16 protein-coding genes are annotated in these 15,689 nt (G+C 67.8%); 13 read left to right on the plus strand and 3 right to left on the minus strand.

Annotation, left to right across the window (positions count from 1 at the left end; all coding sequences use genetic code 11):
* Nucleotides 1-12 precede the first annotated feature (12 nt).
* Nucleotides 13-726 carry an HNH endonuclease family protein gene (locus VX037_RS07625; RefSeq protein ID WP_287016750.1) on the plus strand — a complete coding sequence of 238 codons (714 nt, stop codon included), beginning with the start codon at nucleotides 13-15 and terminating at the stop codon, nucleotides 724-726.
* Here the strand turns inward: VX037_RS07625 and VX037_RS07630 are convergent.
* Together VX037_RS07630 and VX037_RS07635 are read right to left on the minus strand one after the other, a co-directional pair.
* Entirely contained in the window at nucleotides 706-1,851 is a 1,146-nt protein-coding gene (locus VX037_RS07630; RefSeq protein WP_328713789.1) for an MFS transporter, read from the minus strand. The genes VX037_RS07625 and VX037_RS07630 overlap by 21 nt on opposite strands.
* Before the next feature lie 12 nt (nucleotides 1,852-1,863).
* Nucleotides 1,864-3,138, minus strand: coding sequence for an HNH endonuclease (locus tag VX037_RS07635; RefSeq protein WP_328713791.1), 1,275 nt, complete (start codon nucleotides 3,136-3,138; stop codon nucleotides 1,864-1,866).
* Nucleotides 3,139-3,365: 227 nt separating this feature from the next.
* Between VX037_RS07635 and VX037_RS07640 the strand changes: the two genes are divergently transcribed.
* The 11 genes from VX037_RS07640 to holA all read left to right on the plus strand — a co-directional run bounded on the left by VX037_RS07640 (nucleotide 3,366) and on the right by holA (nucleotide 14,090).
* Nucleotides 3,366-4,643: a glutamate-5-semialdehyde dehydrogenase gene (locus VX037_RS07640; RefSeq protein WP_287016751.1), complete on the plus strand. Its 1,278-nt coding sequence runs from the start codon at nucleotides 3,366-3,368 to the stop codon at nucleotides 4,641-4,643.
* Entirely contained in the window at nucleotides 4,643-5,563 is a 921-nt protein-coding gene (locus VX037_RS07645) for an AAA family ATPase (RefSeq protein WP_287016752.1), read from the plus strand. Before VX037_RS07640 ends, VX037_RS07645 begins: the two co-directional genes overlap by 1 nt.
* Entirely contained in the window at nucleotides 5,563-6,993 is a 1,431-nt protein-coding gene (locus tag VX037_RS07650; protein ID WP_266062864.1) for a vWA domain-containing protein, read from the plus strand. Before VX037_RS07645 ends, VX037_RS07650 begins: the two co-directional genes overlap by 1 nt.
* A 52-nt stretch (nucleotides 6,994-7,045) precedes the next feature.
* Entirely contained in the window at nucleotides 7,046-7,750 is a 705-nt protein-coding gene (gene nadD, locus VX037_RS07655) for a nicotinate-nucleotide adenylyltransferase (RefSeq protein WP_235722637.1), read from the plus strand.
* Nucleotides 7,751-7,811: 61 nt separating this feature from the next.
* Entirely contained in the window at nucleotides 7,812-8,174 is a 363-nt protein-coding gene (gene rsfS / locus VX037_RS07660) for a ribosome silencing factor (protein WP_160901019.1), read from the plus strand.
* On the plus strand, nucleotides 8,171-8,884 hold the full coding sequence (locus VX037_RS07665; protein ID WP_287016753.1) for a histidine phosphatase family protein: 714 nt from the start codon (nucleotides 8,171-8,173) through the stop codon (nucleotides 8,882-8,884). Before rsfS ends, VX037_RS07665 begins: the two co-directional genes overlap by 4 nt.
* Nucleotides 8,881-9,642: a diglucosylglycerate octanoyltransferase gene (gene octT, locus VX037_RS07670; protein ID WP_287016754.1), complete on the plus strand. Its 762-nt coding sequence runs from the start codon at nucleotides 8,881-8,883 to the stop codon at nucleotides 9,640-9,642. The genes VX037_RS07665 and octT overlap by 4 nt, the downstream gene beginning before the upstream one ends.
* A 9-nt stretch (nucleotides 9,643-9,651) precedes the next feature.
* On the plus strand, nucleotides 9,652-10,500 hold the full coding sequence (locus VX037_RS07675; protein WP_328713793.1) for a DegV family protein: 849 nt from the start codon (nucleotides 9,652-9,654) through the stop codon (nucleotides 10,498-10,500).
* 104 nt (nucleotides 10,501-10,604) lie between these two features.
* Nucleotides 10,605-11,609 carry a helix-hairpin-helix domain-containing protein gene (locus VX037_RS07680; protein WP_328713795.1) on the plus strand — a complete coding sequence of 335 codons (1,005 nt, stop codon included), beginning with the start codon at nucleotides 10,605-10,607 and terminating at the stop codon, nucleotides 11,607-11,609.
* The gene (locus VX037_RS07685) at nucleotides 11,606-13,120 is read left to right on the plus strand and encodes a ComEC/Rec2 family competence protein (RefSeq protein ID WP_328713797.1); all 1,515 of its coding nucleotides are present in this window, start codon (nucleotides 11,606-11,608) and stop codon (nucleotides 13,118-13,120) included. The genes VX037_RS07680 and VX037_RS07685 overlap by 4 nt, the downstream gene beginning before the upstream one ends.
* Entirely contained in the window at nucleotides 13,113-14,090 is a 978-nt protein-coding gene (gene holA, locus VX037_RS07690) for a DNA polymerase III subunit delta (protein WP_328713799.1), read from the plus strand. The genes VX037_RS07685 and holA overlap by 8 nt, the downstream gene beginning before the upstream one ends.
* A 44-nt stretch (nucleotides 14,091-14,134) precedes the next feature.
* Here the strand turns inward: holA and rpsT are convergent, their stop codons facing one another.
* Nucleotides 14,135-14,395 (minus strand): 30S ribosomal protein S20, encoded by a 261-nt coding sequence (gene rpsT / locus VX037_RS07695; RefSeq protein WP_235722648.1) that lies wholly within the window; start codon nucleotides 14,393-14,395, stop codon nucleotides 14,135-14,137.
* A 161-nt stretch (nucleotides 14,396-14,556) separates the two neighbouring features.
* Here rpsT and VX037_RS07700 point away from each other — a divergent pair, with 161 nt between their 5' ends.
* Nucleotides 14,557-15,687, plus strand: a complete 1,131-nt coding sequence (locus VX037_RS07700; protein ID WP_287016758.1) for a sulfotransferase family protein — start codon at nucleotides 14,557-14,559, stop codon at nucleotides 15,685-15,687.
* Nucleotides 15,688-15,689: the final 2 nt, after the last annotated feature.

Raw genomic sequence — 15,689 nt, forward strand, 5'->3', positions numbered from 1 at the left:
CGTCCAACTGTCATGGTGTCGGGCGCCGCGTGGCCACTGCGGTGGTGGCTGATCCTCGTCGGCAGCGTGCTGACCGCGGTGATCGTGGCCGGAGGTCTGACTCTGTCCGGGCGCGGAGCGTCCACCGACTCGGCGGCGGGCAGCGCAGCGGGTGCGGCGTCGCTGCGACTCGCGGGCCTGTCGGTGACCGACCGCCGCGCCGAGCGCTCGGACTACCAGCGTGCGGCATTCGGGGCCGCTTGGACCGACGCTGTGACGGTGACGGGTGGCGGAAACGGGTGCGATACCCGAAATGACGTTCTGGCGCGTGACTTGGTCGATGTGCGTCGAGCCGTCGTCGACAGTTGCCCTGACGCCGTCGTCGCCGGCGAGTTCCGTAGCCCGTACACCGGTGAGTTCATCGTCTTCCGCCGCGACCGACGTCCCGGCGCCGTGCAGATCGATCACATCGTTCCGCTGGCATACGCCTGGGACATGGGTGCGTGGGCGTGGCCGCGAACGGCGCGGATGAATCTGGCGAACGACCCCGCGAACCTGGTCGCCGCCGACGCGGCCTCGAACCTCACGAAATCCGATCAGGCCCCGGCCGAGTGGATGCCGCCCAATCGGGGGTTCCACTGCCAGTACGTGACTCAGTTCGTCATGGTGATGGCCGCCTACCAGCTCCCTGTCGATCGTCGGTCGCGTGATGTGATGGCGCAGGTTCTACGGTCCTGCGGTGCCTGACACGGGGGCGGACGGACTGGGCGGGGAGACGAACCGCGCGCACACGAGGGTCACGACAGCGATGGCTGCTGCCATTGCGAGGAACGCATCGGCGTAGCCGAGTCGGCCGACGAACCAACCGAATCCGACGGCACCGAGACCGAGGCCGCCGTCGTAGGCGATATTCCAGATGATGCTGGCGGTCCCGCTGCGATCTGGGCCGAGACGTTGCACTGTCACGACGAACGAATCATTCTGGCAGGAACCGAAACCGGCGCCCAACAACGCGGCACCGAGGATCAACGACCAGCCCGGTCCGTCCAATGATGTTCCGATGATGGTGCAGCCCACGGCGGCGATGAGCACCGAGAGCACCAGCAGTCGCCCCGCACCGCGCCGATCACCGTGGAATCCGGCACCCAGCCGCCCGGCCACCAAGGTGACGGAGCCGGCGAGGAGTGCGGCGGCGACAGTCGCCGCGCCCGGTCCGGACAGCGGCAGGAATGTGGTGGTGGCGCCGAAGGCGCCCGCGACCATCACGAACACCACGATCGGGACCGTGATCGGCCGCACGTCCGATATCGACGGCAGTCGGAAACGCCCGTACAGTCCGCTCGGAAGCAGGCAGGCGATGACCGCGCCTGCCAGGGCCGCTGCTCCGGCGATGTAGAACACGAGGTGATAGCCGAGGACGTCGACGGCCCACACGCCGCCGGCCAACGCGCCGATGTTCGGCAGCGCGGCAGCGGCACCGTAATAGCCCGAATACGAGGCGAGTTTCCGGGGACCGGCGAGGTCGGCCACGATCACCGCCCCGGAGATGACGATGAAGGCGAAGCCGATACCGCGGATGACGGTGATCACCACGATCGGTACGGCGTCGGTCGCCAGCGGATACAGCGGCGTCGGGCCACCGAGCAGGACGGCGCCGAGCACCATCATGGTGCGCAGTGGTACGCGTCGGAACAACCACGGCATCGAAAGCTGTGTCGCCACGGTGGCCGCCATCATCGCCCCGGTGGTGGCACCGACCACCACACTTCCGGCGCCACCGTTCGACGCCCACATCGGTACCACGGGAAGTAACGCGGCGTAGTTGACGAAGGCCAGGAAGGTGGCGCCCATCAAGGCCACGAGATTGCTCATGGCACCAGGGTTTCACGCAGCGTTGAGCAGTGCGAGCAGGTGGGACTCGACCACGCTCGTGGTATCCGGGATATGCCCGACCACCGGTGGCGCTGCGGACAGGTGAATGCCGTCGGTCGGCGTATGAATCTCCATCCGGTGGCCGCCGGGGGTGTTGACCACGGCGTATCGCCAGCCGTCGGCCTCCTTCGCCAGGTTGTGCGCGCGGCACGCGCCGTCGCCGTTCACGTCGGTGGTGGCGCCGCCGTGTCTATGCGGATGGGCGTGATCGGTCTCGGCGATCGGTGCGCCGCAATACGGTGTGCGGCACAGTCGGTCACGCATGGCGATGAAATGCGCCAACGCCTTGGGGAATGTGCGCGACCGCGCGTCCATGGAGACCAGCGTGCCGTCGCGCGGGCGTGCGAACAATCGTCGCAGCGTCGATCTCGTCGTATCGTCGGTACCTTCGGCAATCATCTGTCGCGCCAGGCTGCCCGGGATCGGGCCGAATCCGGGGATCTCCGCGGCCTCATGGCTGTTGGTGAGCATGGTGCGTTCTGACATGACCACGTTCACCGAGACCGGGACCTTTTCGGCGCAGTCCTGGCCGGTGACCCGCTCGACGAGCGTGTCGGCCATGATCTGCGCGTGGGTTCGATCGTCACCCCCGACGGTCGCGTCGGCATGTGCCTTGAGTGACGCGTACACCGCGACTCCCTGCTTCAGGGGTAGCAGTGCCGAGAGTTTCGTCATCAGATCCGGGGCGGGGCGCACCCCGACCCGACGGTCCTTCTCCGCCCGGGCCGACCGCGCGACCACGGCGTGTGGGTCTAGTTCGTAGGCGTGCTTTTTGGCCGAGGCCTCGAGTGCGCGATCGCTGACGCCGTCGAGTGTGGCCGGATCGGCACACATGCGTCGATCGATCTCGGTTCGGGTTTCTTTTGTCAGATAAGCGGTTTCACGGACCAGGATGGTGGCGCGCCACTCGGTGAGCGTCCCGGAGGTCAATGCCCGCATCGTGTGCGGCATCTCGTGGGCGAGAGCCCGTGCGAAACCCAGGTATTGACTGCCTTTTCGCGGGGACACCTTGCGTGCGAGACCGACCTCTGCCGACAGGCCGCGTCCGCGCCGGGATGCCGGCACGTTGCGCATCTGCTCGTCGGCGTCACGCAACTCCTCGAGTCGCGCCGTCTCACGCACTTGTGCGGCAGCGCACGCCGACTTGATCTCCTCGAGCAATGTCAGACGCTTGGTCGCAGCGGCCTCGGTGTCGGCTACGGCAAGCGATGCAATCGAATCCGGCATGGAGCGCAGGAAGTCGGGCGCAGCCGGCGTCTCTGCAGCAGGTTCGGCGTTACCCGGCGTCACAACCGATACGTCCACCGACATCGACCCCCCCGATCGATTGATTCGAACTCACGTTCGATGCTACGCCGCGATCGTGATCGGCGCAACAGCCGGGATTGGGGCACTTCCGGACGCACAGCTACTCTGGTGGGCGACATATTTCCGCAGGCGAAGTCGAGGATTCCATGAGTGCACCCACCGCCGATTCGGGCGTGGTGGCGACCGACGTCGAACAGGTCGTCGCGGGTCTGGCCAAGGCCGCCAAGGTCGCGTCGCGGGCCCTGGCCGGGTTGACGACCGCGGCCAAGAACGAGGTTCTGCTCGCAGCGGCCGAGGCCATCGAGGCCGACAGTGAAGCGATCCTGGCCGCGAATGCCGCCGACATCACCCGCGCGGACAACGACGGCACCGAGGCCAGCCTGATCGACCGGCTGCGGCTGACCCCGGAACGCATCACCGGAATTGCCGACGGACTCCGCCAGGTGGCGGTCCTACCGGATCCGATCGGCACCGTCGTGTCGGGCAAGACGCTGCCCAACGGCATGGAATTGCGTCAGCTCCGGGTGCCGCTCGGTGTGGTCGGCATGGTGTACGAAGCGCGGCCGAACGTGACCGTCGACGCCTTCGGTATCGCCTTCAAGTCGGGCAATGCGGTGCTGCTGCGCGGTTCGTCGTCCGCCGCGAACTCGAACGCCGAACTCGTCCGCATCCTGCGTGAGGTGTTGCGCGACAAAGGTGTCAACGCCGACGCGGTTGCGCTGCTGCCGAGCGAGGACCGATCGAGCGTCACCGCTCTCATCCGTGCCCGCGGCCTGGTCGACGTGGTGATCCCGCGCGGGGGCGCCGGACTGATCAATGCAGTCGTGGCCAACGCCACCGTGCCCACCATCGAGACCGGCACGGGCAATTGTCATGTCTACGTGCACGCACTCGCCGACCTCGACGTTGCCACGCGCATCGTGTTGAACTCCAAGACACGGCGGCCAAGCGTGTGCAACACCGCCGAGACGGTACTCATCGACAAGGCCGTGGCGTCCGACGCGTTGCCGAAGATCTCGCAGGCCCTGCAGGCGCAGGGCGTGGTGATCCACGGTGATGAACCCGGTATGGAGCCGGCGACGGACACCGACTGGGCCGAAGAGTATCTGTCGATGGACATCGCGATGAAGGTCGTCGACGACCTGGATGCGGCGGTCGCCCACATCGACACCTGGGGGACCGGTCACACCGAGGCGATCGTCACCACCGATCTGGCCGCCGCGCGGGAATTCACCTCGCGGGTCGATGCGGCGGCGGTGATGGTCAACGCGTCGACCGCGTTCACCGACGGTGAGCAGTTCGGGTTCGGTGCCGAGATCGGCATCTCGACACAGAAACTGCATGCGCGCGGTCCGATGGGGCTGCCGGAACTCACCTCGACGAAGTGGACCGTCTGGGGCGACGGCCACATCAGGCCCGCCTGATGGCCGAGACGACCGCCGCGACCGGCGGGCCCACCACCGTGCCATCGTTCGCCGACGTCGCCGACGTCACCACACGGCTGCGCGACACCGGCTATCTCGCCGACGACGCCACTGCCACGTCGACGTACCTGGCCGACCGGCTCGGCAAACCGCTCCTGGTGGAAGGCCCCGCCGGCGTCGGCAAAACCGAACTGGCGCGGGCGATCTCGCAGTCGACGAATGCCGAGTTCATCCGACTGCAGTGTTATGAAGGCATCGACGAGGCGCGGGCACTCTACGAGTGGAACCACGCCAAACAGATCCTGCACATCCAGGCCACCGGGACACGAGACTGGGACGAGGCGAAGAGCGACATCTTCTCCGAGGAGTTCCTGTTGCCGCGTCCGCTGCTACGGGCCATCTCGAGACCCGAACCGACGGTGCTTCTCATCGACGAGGTGGACAAGGCCGACGTCGATGTGGAGGGTCTGCTCCTCGAGGTGCTCAGTGACTTCGCGGTGACCATTCCCGAGATGGGCACGGTTGCCGCCACCCGGCGGCCGATCGTCATCCTCACGTCCAATGCGACCCGCGATCTCTCCGAGGCGCTGAAGCGTCGGTGCCTGTACCTCTACATCGACTTCCCCGACTCGGTCCGCGAACGCGAGATCCTGGCGTCGCGGGTGCCCGGGTTGCCCGACGCACTCGCCGCGGAACTGGTGCGGGTCGTCGGTGTGTTGCGCACCCTCGACATCCGCAAGAAGCCGTCGGTGGCCGAGACCATCGACTGGGGCAACACCCTGCTGGCGCTCGGCGCGGGGGAATCGACTACGGGCTCCGGCGCGACTCTTGACGACGGTCTGATCGCGCGCACCCTGGGTGTGGTGCTCAAGCACCGCCCGGATCTGAAGACGGCGTTCAAAGAACTCAAGTTGGGCTGATGTCCCCTCCGGCGCAGGCGGCACCCGAGGTGCCGTTGATCGATCATCTGACCGGTTTCGTCGACGAGCTGCGGGCCCGCGGTATCGTCGTCGGGCCGTCGTCGCTCATCGACGCGGCGCAAGCCGTGGAGGTGCTCGATCTGCTCGACCGTCGCACCTTGCGGGAGGGACTGGCCGCCACCCTCATCAGCGATCAGATGCATCGCCGGGTGTTCGACACCGTCTTCGACCTGTGGTTTCCGCTGGGCACCGGCGCGCGCACCGCGGTCTCCGAATTGCCGAGAACGCAGGACGGCGAGGTGGATGTGGAGGCGATCCGCGACCAGCTGGCCGAGTTGCTCGCCGACGAGTCGCCCGATGCGGACGCGCGGCTCGCGCAGATGGTGGCGCTCATCGTCGACCAGCTCGGACGTTACGATTCCACCCGCGGCGAGGCGTACTCGGCCTATCAGGCGTTGTCGCAGATCAGTCCGCAGACGCTGATCGCGCGGATCGCGGCCGCGATGGCCGGCGGTGGCGACGACGACTCGCTCGGCGACCGCGCGGGTACCGAGCCCCGCTACCGGAGTGCGGCGCGCGCCCGATCGGCCGATCTGCGTGCTGCGATCGAGGCGGAGACGCAGCGGCGGATGGCCGGTGCCAAGGGCCGTGAACGGGTCGCGGAGTATGCCGTGCCGCAGCTGCCGGAGAACATCAATTTCCTGTCGGCCGGTGCGTCGGACCTCGCCGAAATCCGACGCACGATCGAGCCGCTGGCACGGCTGTTGGCGGCGAAGCTGGAAGTTCGTCGCCGCCGATCGCATCGTGGCGCGGTCGACGTGCGCAAGACGTTGCGGGCATCGATGTCGACCGGCGGTGTGCCGATAGAGCTCACGCATCGCAAACCCCGACCGGGGCGTCCGGAGCTCACCGTCATCTGTGACGTGTCGGGCTCGGTGGCGGGTTTCTCCCAGTTCACGCTGCGATTGGTGTATGCGTTGCGTCAACAGTTCTCGAAGGTCCGGGTCTTCGCCTTCGTCGACACCGTCGACGAGGTGACCGACTTCTTCGACCGGGGTTCCGACGACGAGGACTTCGGTGCCAGCATGCATCGGATGATCACCACGGCCCGGATCAGCACCCGCGATGGACACTCCGACTACGGCAACATGCTCAATGGCTTCGTCGAAGAATACGCCGACTCGCTGACCCACCGTGGGGCACTGCTGATCCTCGGCGACGCCCGCAACAACTACCACGATCCGCGGCTGGGAGCGCTCCGTGAACTCGTCGACCGTGCCCGACATGCGTACTGGCTCAATCCCGAGGCCGAGCGCAATTGGGGCACCGGGGACTCCGCCGCGACAGAGTATGCCGAGGGCATCGAGATGTTCGAATGTCGCAACGCCACCCAGCTCGGACGAGTGATCGCCGACCTGCTGCCGGTGTGATCTGCAGCGGGTCACCGGGTGCCGTGTGGTCGACCGCGTAAACTCACACGTCATGGCCACCGACGGGCAGACGTCCACGCGACCGCGCGCACGCCGCATCGGCATCATGGGTGGCACGTTCGATCCCATCCACAACGGTCACCTGGTGGCCGCCAGTGAGGTGGCCCATCGGTTCTCCCTGGACGAGGTGATCTTCGTCCCGACCGGAAGACCCTGGCAGAAGCTGGGTGAGGACGAGGACGGCCACGTCATCGACGCGGCGAGGGCGGTCAGTCCGGCCGAGGACCGCTACCTGATGACGGTCATCGCGACCGCATCGAATCCGCGCTTCAGCGTGAGCCGCGTCGACATCGAACGTGACGGCGACACCTACACGGTCGACACACTGCGTGATCTCCGCAAGCACCATCCCGACGCCGAGCTGTTCTTCATCACCGGCGCCGATGCGCTGGAATCGATCCTGTCCTGGCAGGACTGGGAGGGATTGTTCGAACTCGCGCACTTCATCGGCGTCAGCCGACCCGGCTACGAACTGCACGCCAAGCATCTCGCTGCGCACCTCGGTTCGCTGCCGCCGGATACGTTGCAGATGCTCGAGATCCCGGCGCTGGCGATCTCGTCCACGGACTGCCGCGCCCGCGCCGCGCGCGGGCGTCCGGTCTGGTATCTCGTTCCCGACGGAGTCGTCCAGTACATCGCCAAACGCAAGCTGTACCGTGCGCCGAAGGCGTCCTCGCCGGGGGTGTCCGCGCCCTGATCTCACTGCGACGACCAGACCTGCCTCACACACCGCACCGCACCCCGACGGAAGGACTCCAGTGACTGCCTCAGCCGAAGCGCTGCAGATGGCCACCGTGGCGGCACACGCCGCCGCCGACAAACTCGCCCACGATGTCACGGTCATCGATGTCTCCGAACAACTCGTCATCACCGACATCTTCGTGATCGCGTCGGCCGACAACGAACGGCAGGTGACCGCGATCGTCGATGAGGTGGAGGACAAACTGCGCGAAGCCGGTCACAAACCCGTGCGGCGGGAAGGCACCCGTGAGGGCCGGTGGGCGCTCATCGACTACGCCGACATCGTCGTACACATCCAGCACACCGACGAGCGGCAGTTCTACGCGCTGGAGCGGCTCTGGAAGGACTGCCCGGTCATCGACGTGGACGGCCTCGCGTGAGCGGCGGACCGGACAGTCACGACACCTCCGTGGAACGTCTCACGCCGGTGGTCCGTCGGCTGATCCTGTTGCGTCACGGGCAGACCGACTACAACGCGACGAGCCGGATGCAGGGGCAGCTGGACACGGAGCTGTCGACGTTGGGCCGGCGCCAGGCCGAGGACGCCGCGGTCGCGTTGGCCGATCGCGCACCTATGCGCATCCTGTCCTCCGATCTGACCCGCGCCCGCGACACCGCCGAGGCGTTGGCGCGGCGGACAGGGCTCACGGTCACCACCGACAAGCGCCTGCGTGAAACACATCTCGGTGACTGGCAGGGCATGACCCACCTCGAGGTGGATGCCGAGATGCCGGGGGCGCGGCGCATCTGGCGCGACGACGCGTCCTGGGCGCCACCGAACGGCGAGAGCCGAATCGACGTCGCGACCCGGGCCACCCCGCTGGTGGACGAACTCGTCGACATCGTCGACGAGTGGGGCAGCGGTGAACGTCCCGAGGCGCCGGTCGTGCTGGTGGCACACGGCGGGGTCATCGCGGCGATGACCGCGGCCCTGCTGGATCTGGACCGGAAGTCGTGGCCGGTTTTCGGGGGACTGGCGAACACCAGCTGGGTGCAGCTGTCCGGACACGGAATACCGGGCAGCCCGCCGCGGTGGCGGCTGGACGTGTGGAATGCCTCGGCCGAGGTGGCCGACGCCGGCGTGCAGTGACCATTCTGATCCTGTCGGATTCGCTGGCCTACTACGGACCGACCGGTGGTCTCCCCGCCGACGACCCCCGGATCTGGCCCTCGCTGGTGGGGGCGGGCTGCGACCGCGATGTGGCGCTGTTCGGTCGGATCGGCTGGACCAGCCGCGATGTCTGGTGGGCGTTGACACAGGACCCGGCCATCTGGGCGGCGGTGCCCGCCGCCGAGGTCGTGGTGCTGGCGTTCGGCGGGATGGACAGCCTGCCCTCGCCGCTGCCCACTGCGCTGCGCGAGCAGATCCGCTATGTGCGTCCGCCGCGACTGCGCCAAGCGGTGCGCGACGGCTACTCGTGGCTGCAGCCACGACTGTCGAAGGTCGGATGGCCGCTTGCGCTGCCGCCGGCGGTCACCGTCGAATACCTGGAGAAGATCCGCGCAGCACTCGCCGAGCTCCGGCCCGACCTGCCCATCGTGCTGTGTCTGCCGCCGACACACCGCAGTCCGTACTACGGATACGTGCACTCAGGCCGGATACCGACCACGGCGACGATGCTCGAATGGGGGCGCTCGCACGATTTGCGCATCGCCGACTTCTACCCGGTCACCCGCGACGCGTTCGAGCAGCGACCCGAGACGATGAACCCCGACGGCATTCACTGGGGATTCGACTGTCACCGGCGCATCGCCGACGAGGTCATCGGGGTGGTGCGCGAGGCGCTGACCACACCTGGCCGCAACGGTGCCGACGGGCCCCCGGCCGCACCGAAACCGACCGGCTAACGTAGACGCGTGCCAGTCGTCGTCGTCACCGATTCATCTTCGCGCCTGCCCGCCGAGATCGCCGACCACTACGGTATCCGGCAGGTGCCGTTGCACCTGACGCTGGACGACGAGGATTATCGCGAAGGCGTGGACGAGATGCCCGCCGACATCGTCTCTCACCCGGGTGTGACGACCTCAGGGGCCAATCCGCACGAACTCGGCACCGCTTACGAACAGGCGCTGGCCGACAGCGACGGCGACGGAGTGGTTGCGGTCCACATGTCGCGTCGCCTGTCGGGAACCTGGAGCGCCGGTCGCCTGGCGGCCGAGAAGTTCTCGGGACAGGTCCGCATCGTCGATTCCCGGTCGGTGGGACTGGCCGTCGGTTTCACCGCCATCGGTGCGGCGCAGGCGGCGAGTACGGGTGCCGACCGTGATCGCGTCTACGAGTCCGCGATCCGGCAGGCCGCCACCATCGACTCGATGCTGTGCGTGCACCAACTCGAGAATCTGCGTCAGAGCGGCCGGATCAGCGCCGCGAGCAAGATGCTGGGCTCGGCGCTGTCCATCAAGCCGATCCTGCACATGGTCGACGGCATGCTGACCCTGCGTGAACGCCACCGCACCTTCTCCAAAGCGCTGGACAAGATGGCCGAAGCGGCCGTCGAGTCGGCGGCCGGACGACCGGTGACACTGGGAATTCAGCACTGCGGATCTCCCGGTCTGGCCACGGAATTCGCCGACGGACTGGCCGGTCGCCTGCGTGAGGTGACCTCGCGGGTGATCGTCGATCTGGGGCCCGTGCTGGGCTGTCATGTGGGCCCGGGCGCCATCGGGGTCACCCTGGCCACCCACCTCGAGCCGATCGAATTCTGAGGGTACCGCGGCGGATTCCACAGCCGCTGGTTTGATCCACAGATCGTCGCCCCCAGTCGCTTCGCCGTTCGATTCGTCGAGAAACGACCATAGCCTTCACTGGCATGGGCACAACCTCCTCGCGTCGCCGGTCCGGTCTCGATCGGCTCGACACCCGTGCACCGACGATCGATGGAACAGGATCGGAAAGCTCTGTGCTGCAGAGCGATCCGAAATCCGAAACCCCCGATTCCGGTGGTGTGGGCGGCCCGTGGGGAGTGACGGCGGTACCCACCTGGTTCACGCCGGTCCCCGATGCGGAGCGGGCCGGGCAGCGGATGAGTGTCGGTGATCGGTTCGGCGACATGGACGACGACGTGGACGACGGGGTGAACGGCGCCGTGCGCCGCCGCCTCGTGGTCGCGCCGCCCGCGGCGATCGCCCTGATCCTGGTGGGGATAGCGGCGTGTGCGGTGGCCGGGTTCTCGCTCCTGCGCGGTGGATCGGACACGCCCACACCGGTGGCATTCCCGGCGAGTGCCGGCCCAACTGCCACGGGCGAGGTGGCTGCGTCATCGGCACCAGCACAACCTGATTCGGCCGGGCAGGCGCAGCCAGGGCAGGCGCCGGTCGAAGTGGTGGTCAGCGTCGTGGGGCTGGTGCATCGTCCGGGGCTGGTACGGCTGGCCGGGGAGGCGCGCGTGGCCGACGCCATCGCCCGGGCCGGCGGAGCACGCAAGGGCGCAGATCTCCTGTCGCTGAACCTGGCACAGCGCCTCAACGACGGCGACCAGGTGTTGGTCGGGCACGGCGGTGACGGTGGGCGGATGGCGCTGCGCAGTGCTGTTGTCGGTGCCGGCGGTCAGGTGGCTGCGCCCGGGTCGGGCACATCGGCGGCAGCGCAGCCGGGCGTATCCGCGACCGGCGGTTCGTCGACCGGGAAGGTGGATCTCAACTCCGCGACCGAGGCGCAACTCGACGAGTTGCCCGGAGTCGGGCCGGTGACTGCACAGGCCATCATCGCCTGGCGTGACACCCATGGTCGGTTCACCTCGGTCGACCAGCTCGCCGAGGTCGATGGGATCGGTCCCACTCGCTTCGCCCGGCTGCGCGAGCTGGTGACGGTGTGAGCGCGGGGCGCGTGGCACGCGACGTCGTGCCCGGTGGCGACTACCGATTGGTGGTCCCCGGGCTGACCACATGGGCGGTGACGTTGCTGATCATGTTCGGCCCCCGCTGGTCGGTGTGGCCGGTGATGCTGGGCGGCCTGCTGGCGTGTGCGGTCGCCCTACTCGCCGTCGCGCGCAGGTGGGTGACGTGGGCGGCGGTGTCGTTGGTGGTGATCGCATCCGGGATGGCGACGGTGACCGCCGGCGCGATGGCGGTGCGCCTGGCAGCCGCAGCGACTCATCCGCTGACCGACATCGACGGGAAGGCGTGGGTCGAGGGTGTGATCCGCGACGATGCGGTGACGCTGGGCGCTGCGTCGTCGCGGGTACGGGTCGGAGTCGACGTGACCGAGATCTCGGGCCGGACGGTCGCCCCGGCCTCCGCGGAGTTGACCGGACCCGCCGAGAGCTGGTCGGAACTCGCGGTGGGCCAGCGCTTCTCGGCCACCGTCCGGGTGAGTCCACCGCGACGAGGCGAACTGCTCGTCGCGCGTCTGTCCGGGGTGTCGGCTCCGCGGCTGTCCGGTCGACCGCCCCCGCACCAGCGGCTGGCGACATTCATCCGTCAACGGCTGCAGCAGATATCCGCACGTGCCCTCGGGGTGGACGCGGCCGGGTTGTTGCCCGGTCTGGTACTCGGCGACACCAGCGGGCTCGATGCGGATGTGCGGGCCGACTTCCGTGCGGCGGGGCTCACCCATCTGGTCGCGGTGTCGGGGAGCAACTTCGCCATCGTCTGTGGCGCTGCGGTGCTGGCGGTGCGGATGCTCGGGGCGTCGCCGCGGTTGACGGCCGTGGTCGGGGCGGTCGTGGTGGTGTGCTTCGTCATCCTGGTTCGCCCGTCGCCGAGTGTGTTGCGGGCGGCGATGATGGGCCTGATCGGATTGTTGGCGTTGATCAGGTCGCGGCGGGCGCAGGCGTTGCCGGCGCTCGGGTCGGCGGTCGTTCTCGGTGTGTTGTGGTGGCCGGAGCTCGCGGCAGATCCGGGATTTGCACTGTCGGTGATCGCGACGGCGGGCCTCGTGCTGTGGTCGGCGCCGGTGCGGGACCGGTTGCGGGGGTGGGGAGTGCCGTCCGGGCTGGCCGAGTTGATGGCGATGGCGTTGGTGGCGCAACTGGTCACGGCCCCGGTCGTCGCGATGATCAGTGGCAGGTTCAGTGTGGTCGGGTTGCCGGCGAACATTGCGGTGGCCCCGGTGGTCGGGGTGATCGCTATCGTCGGGACCGCGGCCGCCGTGGTGGGGGCGTTGGGTGGGCCCGGCGGTCTCGGTGCTCTCTGCGCCGAGTTGATGATCCGGGCACTGGCACCGGAGATGTGGTGGATGCTGACCTGCGCGCGGGTGTTTGGGCGAACGTCGTGGGCGGCGATGGCTGTACCGTCCGGGCTGACCGGTGCGGTGGTCGTGTCGATCGTGACCGTGTGCGCCCTCGGTGCTGTCGGCGTGGTCTGGCAGCATTGTCGGCGTGAGTGAACGCCTGCATCTGCTGCTCGGAGACGACGACTTCCTGACCGGTCGGGTGATCAGCTCGATCACTTCTGCGCAGGCTGCGGCTGCCGGCACGGACGTCCCGGTCACGCGGGTGCGCGCCGGGGATGTCACCGAACACGAGTTGGCGGAGCTGCTGAGTCCGTCGCTGTTCGCCGAAGACCGGATCGTGGTCGTGGAGTCGGCGGCCGACGCGGGCAAGGAACCGGTCGCGTTGATCGCACAGGCGGCCGGGGAACTGCCCGACGGGATCACGCTGATGGTGATCCACACCGGCGGTGGTCGCGCGAAGTCGTTGGTGCCTGCGTTGAAGAAGGCCGGAGCGACCGAACACGATTGCGCAGCGCCCAAATGGCCGTCCGAGCGGATGGACTTCGTACGCAGAGAATTCCGGATACTCGGTGCGCGGGTGAGCAACGACGTGGTGGAGCAGGTCGTCGAGGGAGTCGGGGCCGAATTGCGGGAGTTGGCCGCGGCCTGCGCTCAACTCGTCGCCGACACCGACGGGAAGGTCACCGTCGACGCGGTGCGTCTCTACTATCAGGGCCGCCCGGAGATCACCGGATTCGAGGTTGCCGACAAGGCGGTGACCGGCGACCGGCCGGGTGCACTGGAGTCGCTGGCCTGGGCCGAACACCATGGGGTACCGCGTGTTCTGCTGGCCGATGCGCTGGCCGAGGCCGTGCATGCAATCGCCCGGGTACGCGCGATCGGGTCGATGGATCAGTATGCGGCCGCGTCCGAGCTGGGCATGCCACCGCGGCGGGTCAAGAAGGTGCAGGCGCAGGCGCGTGCCTGGGACTCGGCGTCCATCGCGGCTGCGGTTCAGGTGGTCGCGCAACTCAACGGAGACGTGAAGGGCCAGGCAGCCGACCCGGCCTTCAGCCTCGCCAACGCCGTCGGAACCGTGGCGGATCTGCGTCCGGCGCCCGGACAACGAAGTTCACCCCGGTGACCGCGTGGGACGTCACCGGGGTGAACTGAAAGACTTCAGCAGAATCAGAGCTTGTTGACGGCGATGGCCATCGCCGACTTCTTGTTGGCGGCCTGGTTGGCGTGGATGACGCCCTTCGAGGCAGCCTTGTCGAGCTTGCGGCCCGCGGCACGCGACAGCTCGGCGGCCTTGTCCTTGTCGCCGGAGTCCACGGCTTCGCGGAAGCTGCGGATCGCGGTGCGCAGCGACGACTTCACCGACTGGTTGCGCTGACGACGCTCCTCGTTGGTGCGGTTACGCTTCATCTGCGACTTGATGTTGGCCACGCGTGTATCCCTCTTGATCTGGTTGGTAGTTGCCTTGTTTCCAGCAGGTCTGTTGCCGTGAATCCGGTGGATCACGTCGACGCTGCGACAGCGATCGACATTACCAGTAGGCTCCCACCCTGCCCAAATCGTCGGCGGTGACCATTAGGCTGACCATCATCATGTCAGTCGTCTTCCTTCACATCGGCCTGCCCAAAACCGGCACCACCCACCTCCAGGACCGCCTCTGGCGTAATCGTGACCTGGCGTTACGGTCGTCGGGACTGCTCTATCCGGGCAATCACATGACCGATCACTTCCATGCCGCCACCCATCTGCAGCCCGAGCGCTACCTGGACTGGGTGAACCCGGACTTCGATGACGCGTGGCCCAACCTTCTGGGTCAGATGAAGGCCTGGCCGGGAAAATCGCTGCTCTCCCACGAGCTGTATGCGACGGCCACACCGCGACACATCGACACACTGATGTCGGACCTCTCCTTCGCCGACGAGATCCATGTCATCGCAACCGTCCGCGATCTGGCGCGGCAACTGCCCTCGGTGTGGCAGGAGAACATCAAGAACCAGCGGCGTGCCGATTTCGCCGAGTTCCTGGCGTCGGTGCGTGAGCACGGACCGGCGGTGCCCGGCTTCGTGCCACCGACCGACGGCGGCGAAGAGGAACCGTTCTGGGAGTTCCAGGACTATGTGCGGATCCTCGCCGACTGGGCCGACGCGGTGGGCCCGCAACGAGTGCATCTGGTGACCGTACCGACCCGCCGCGACACTCCCGGGGAATCGATCTGGGAGAGATTCCTGCGGGTACTCGACGTCGATCCGGCGCCGCTGACGATGGATGTGCCGAACCTGAACTCGTCGTTGCCGGCGGCACAGGCCGAGTACCTGCGCCGACTCAATCACCATCTGCAGCCGTCGGACGTGCATTGGAGCCGCTATGACGGGGTGGTCAAGGGTCAGGTCATCCAGATCCTGAAACGCGCGCACGGCGCGCCCCTGGGGCTCAGCGCAGAACAACGTGTCTGGGCGGCGAGCGCCGCCGATGACATGGTGGCGGCCGTCCGGTCGCGTGGCTACGTCATCTCCGGCGATCTCGCCGATCTGGAGGTGTCCACCGCCGCGGGTGCCGACGCCGAGCCGCCGACCACGCAGGACATACTCGACGTCGCTGTCACGACCATGGCGGAGATGGTCAAGGAGGCGCCGATCCGTGACGACCGCCCAAGGCTGCGGACACGCGCGATGAACGTGGCGCGTCGTGCCCGGCGTCGGGTACGCGCGCTGCGCCGTCGGTGATC

It is taken from the genome of Gordonia sp. Z-3 (assembly GCF_036233855.1).
Lineage (GTDB): Bacteria > Actinomycetota > Actinomycetes > Mycobacteriales > Mycobacteriaceae > Gordonia > Gordonia tangerina.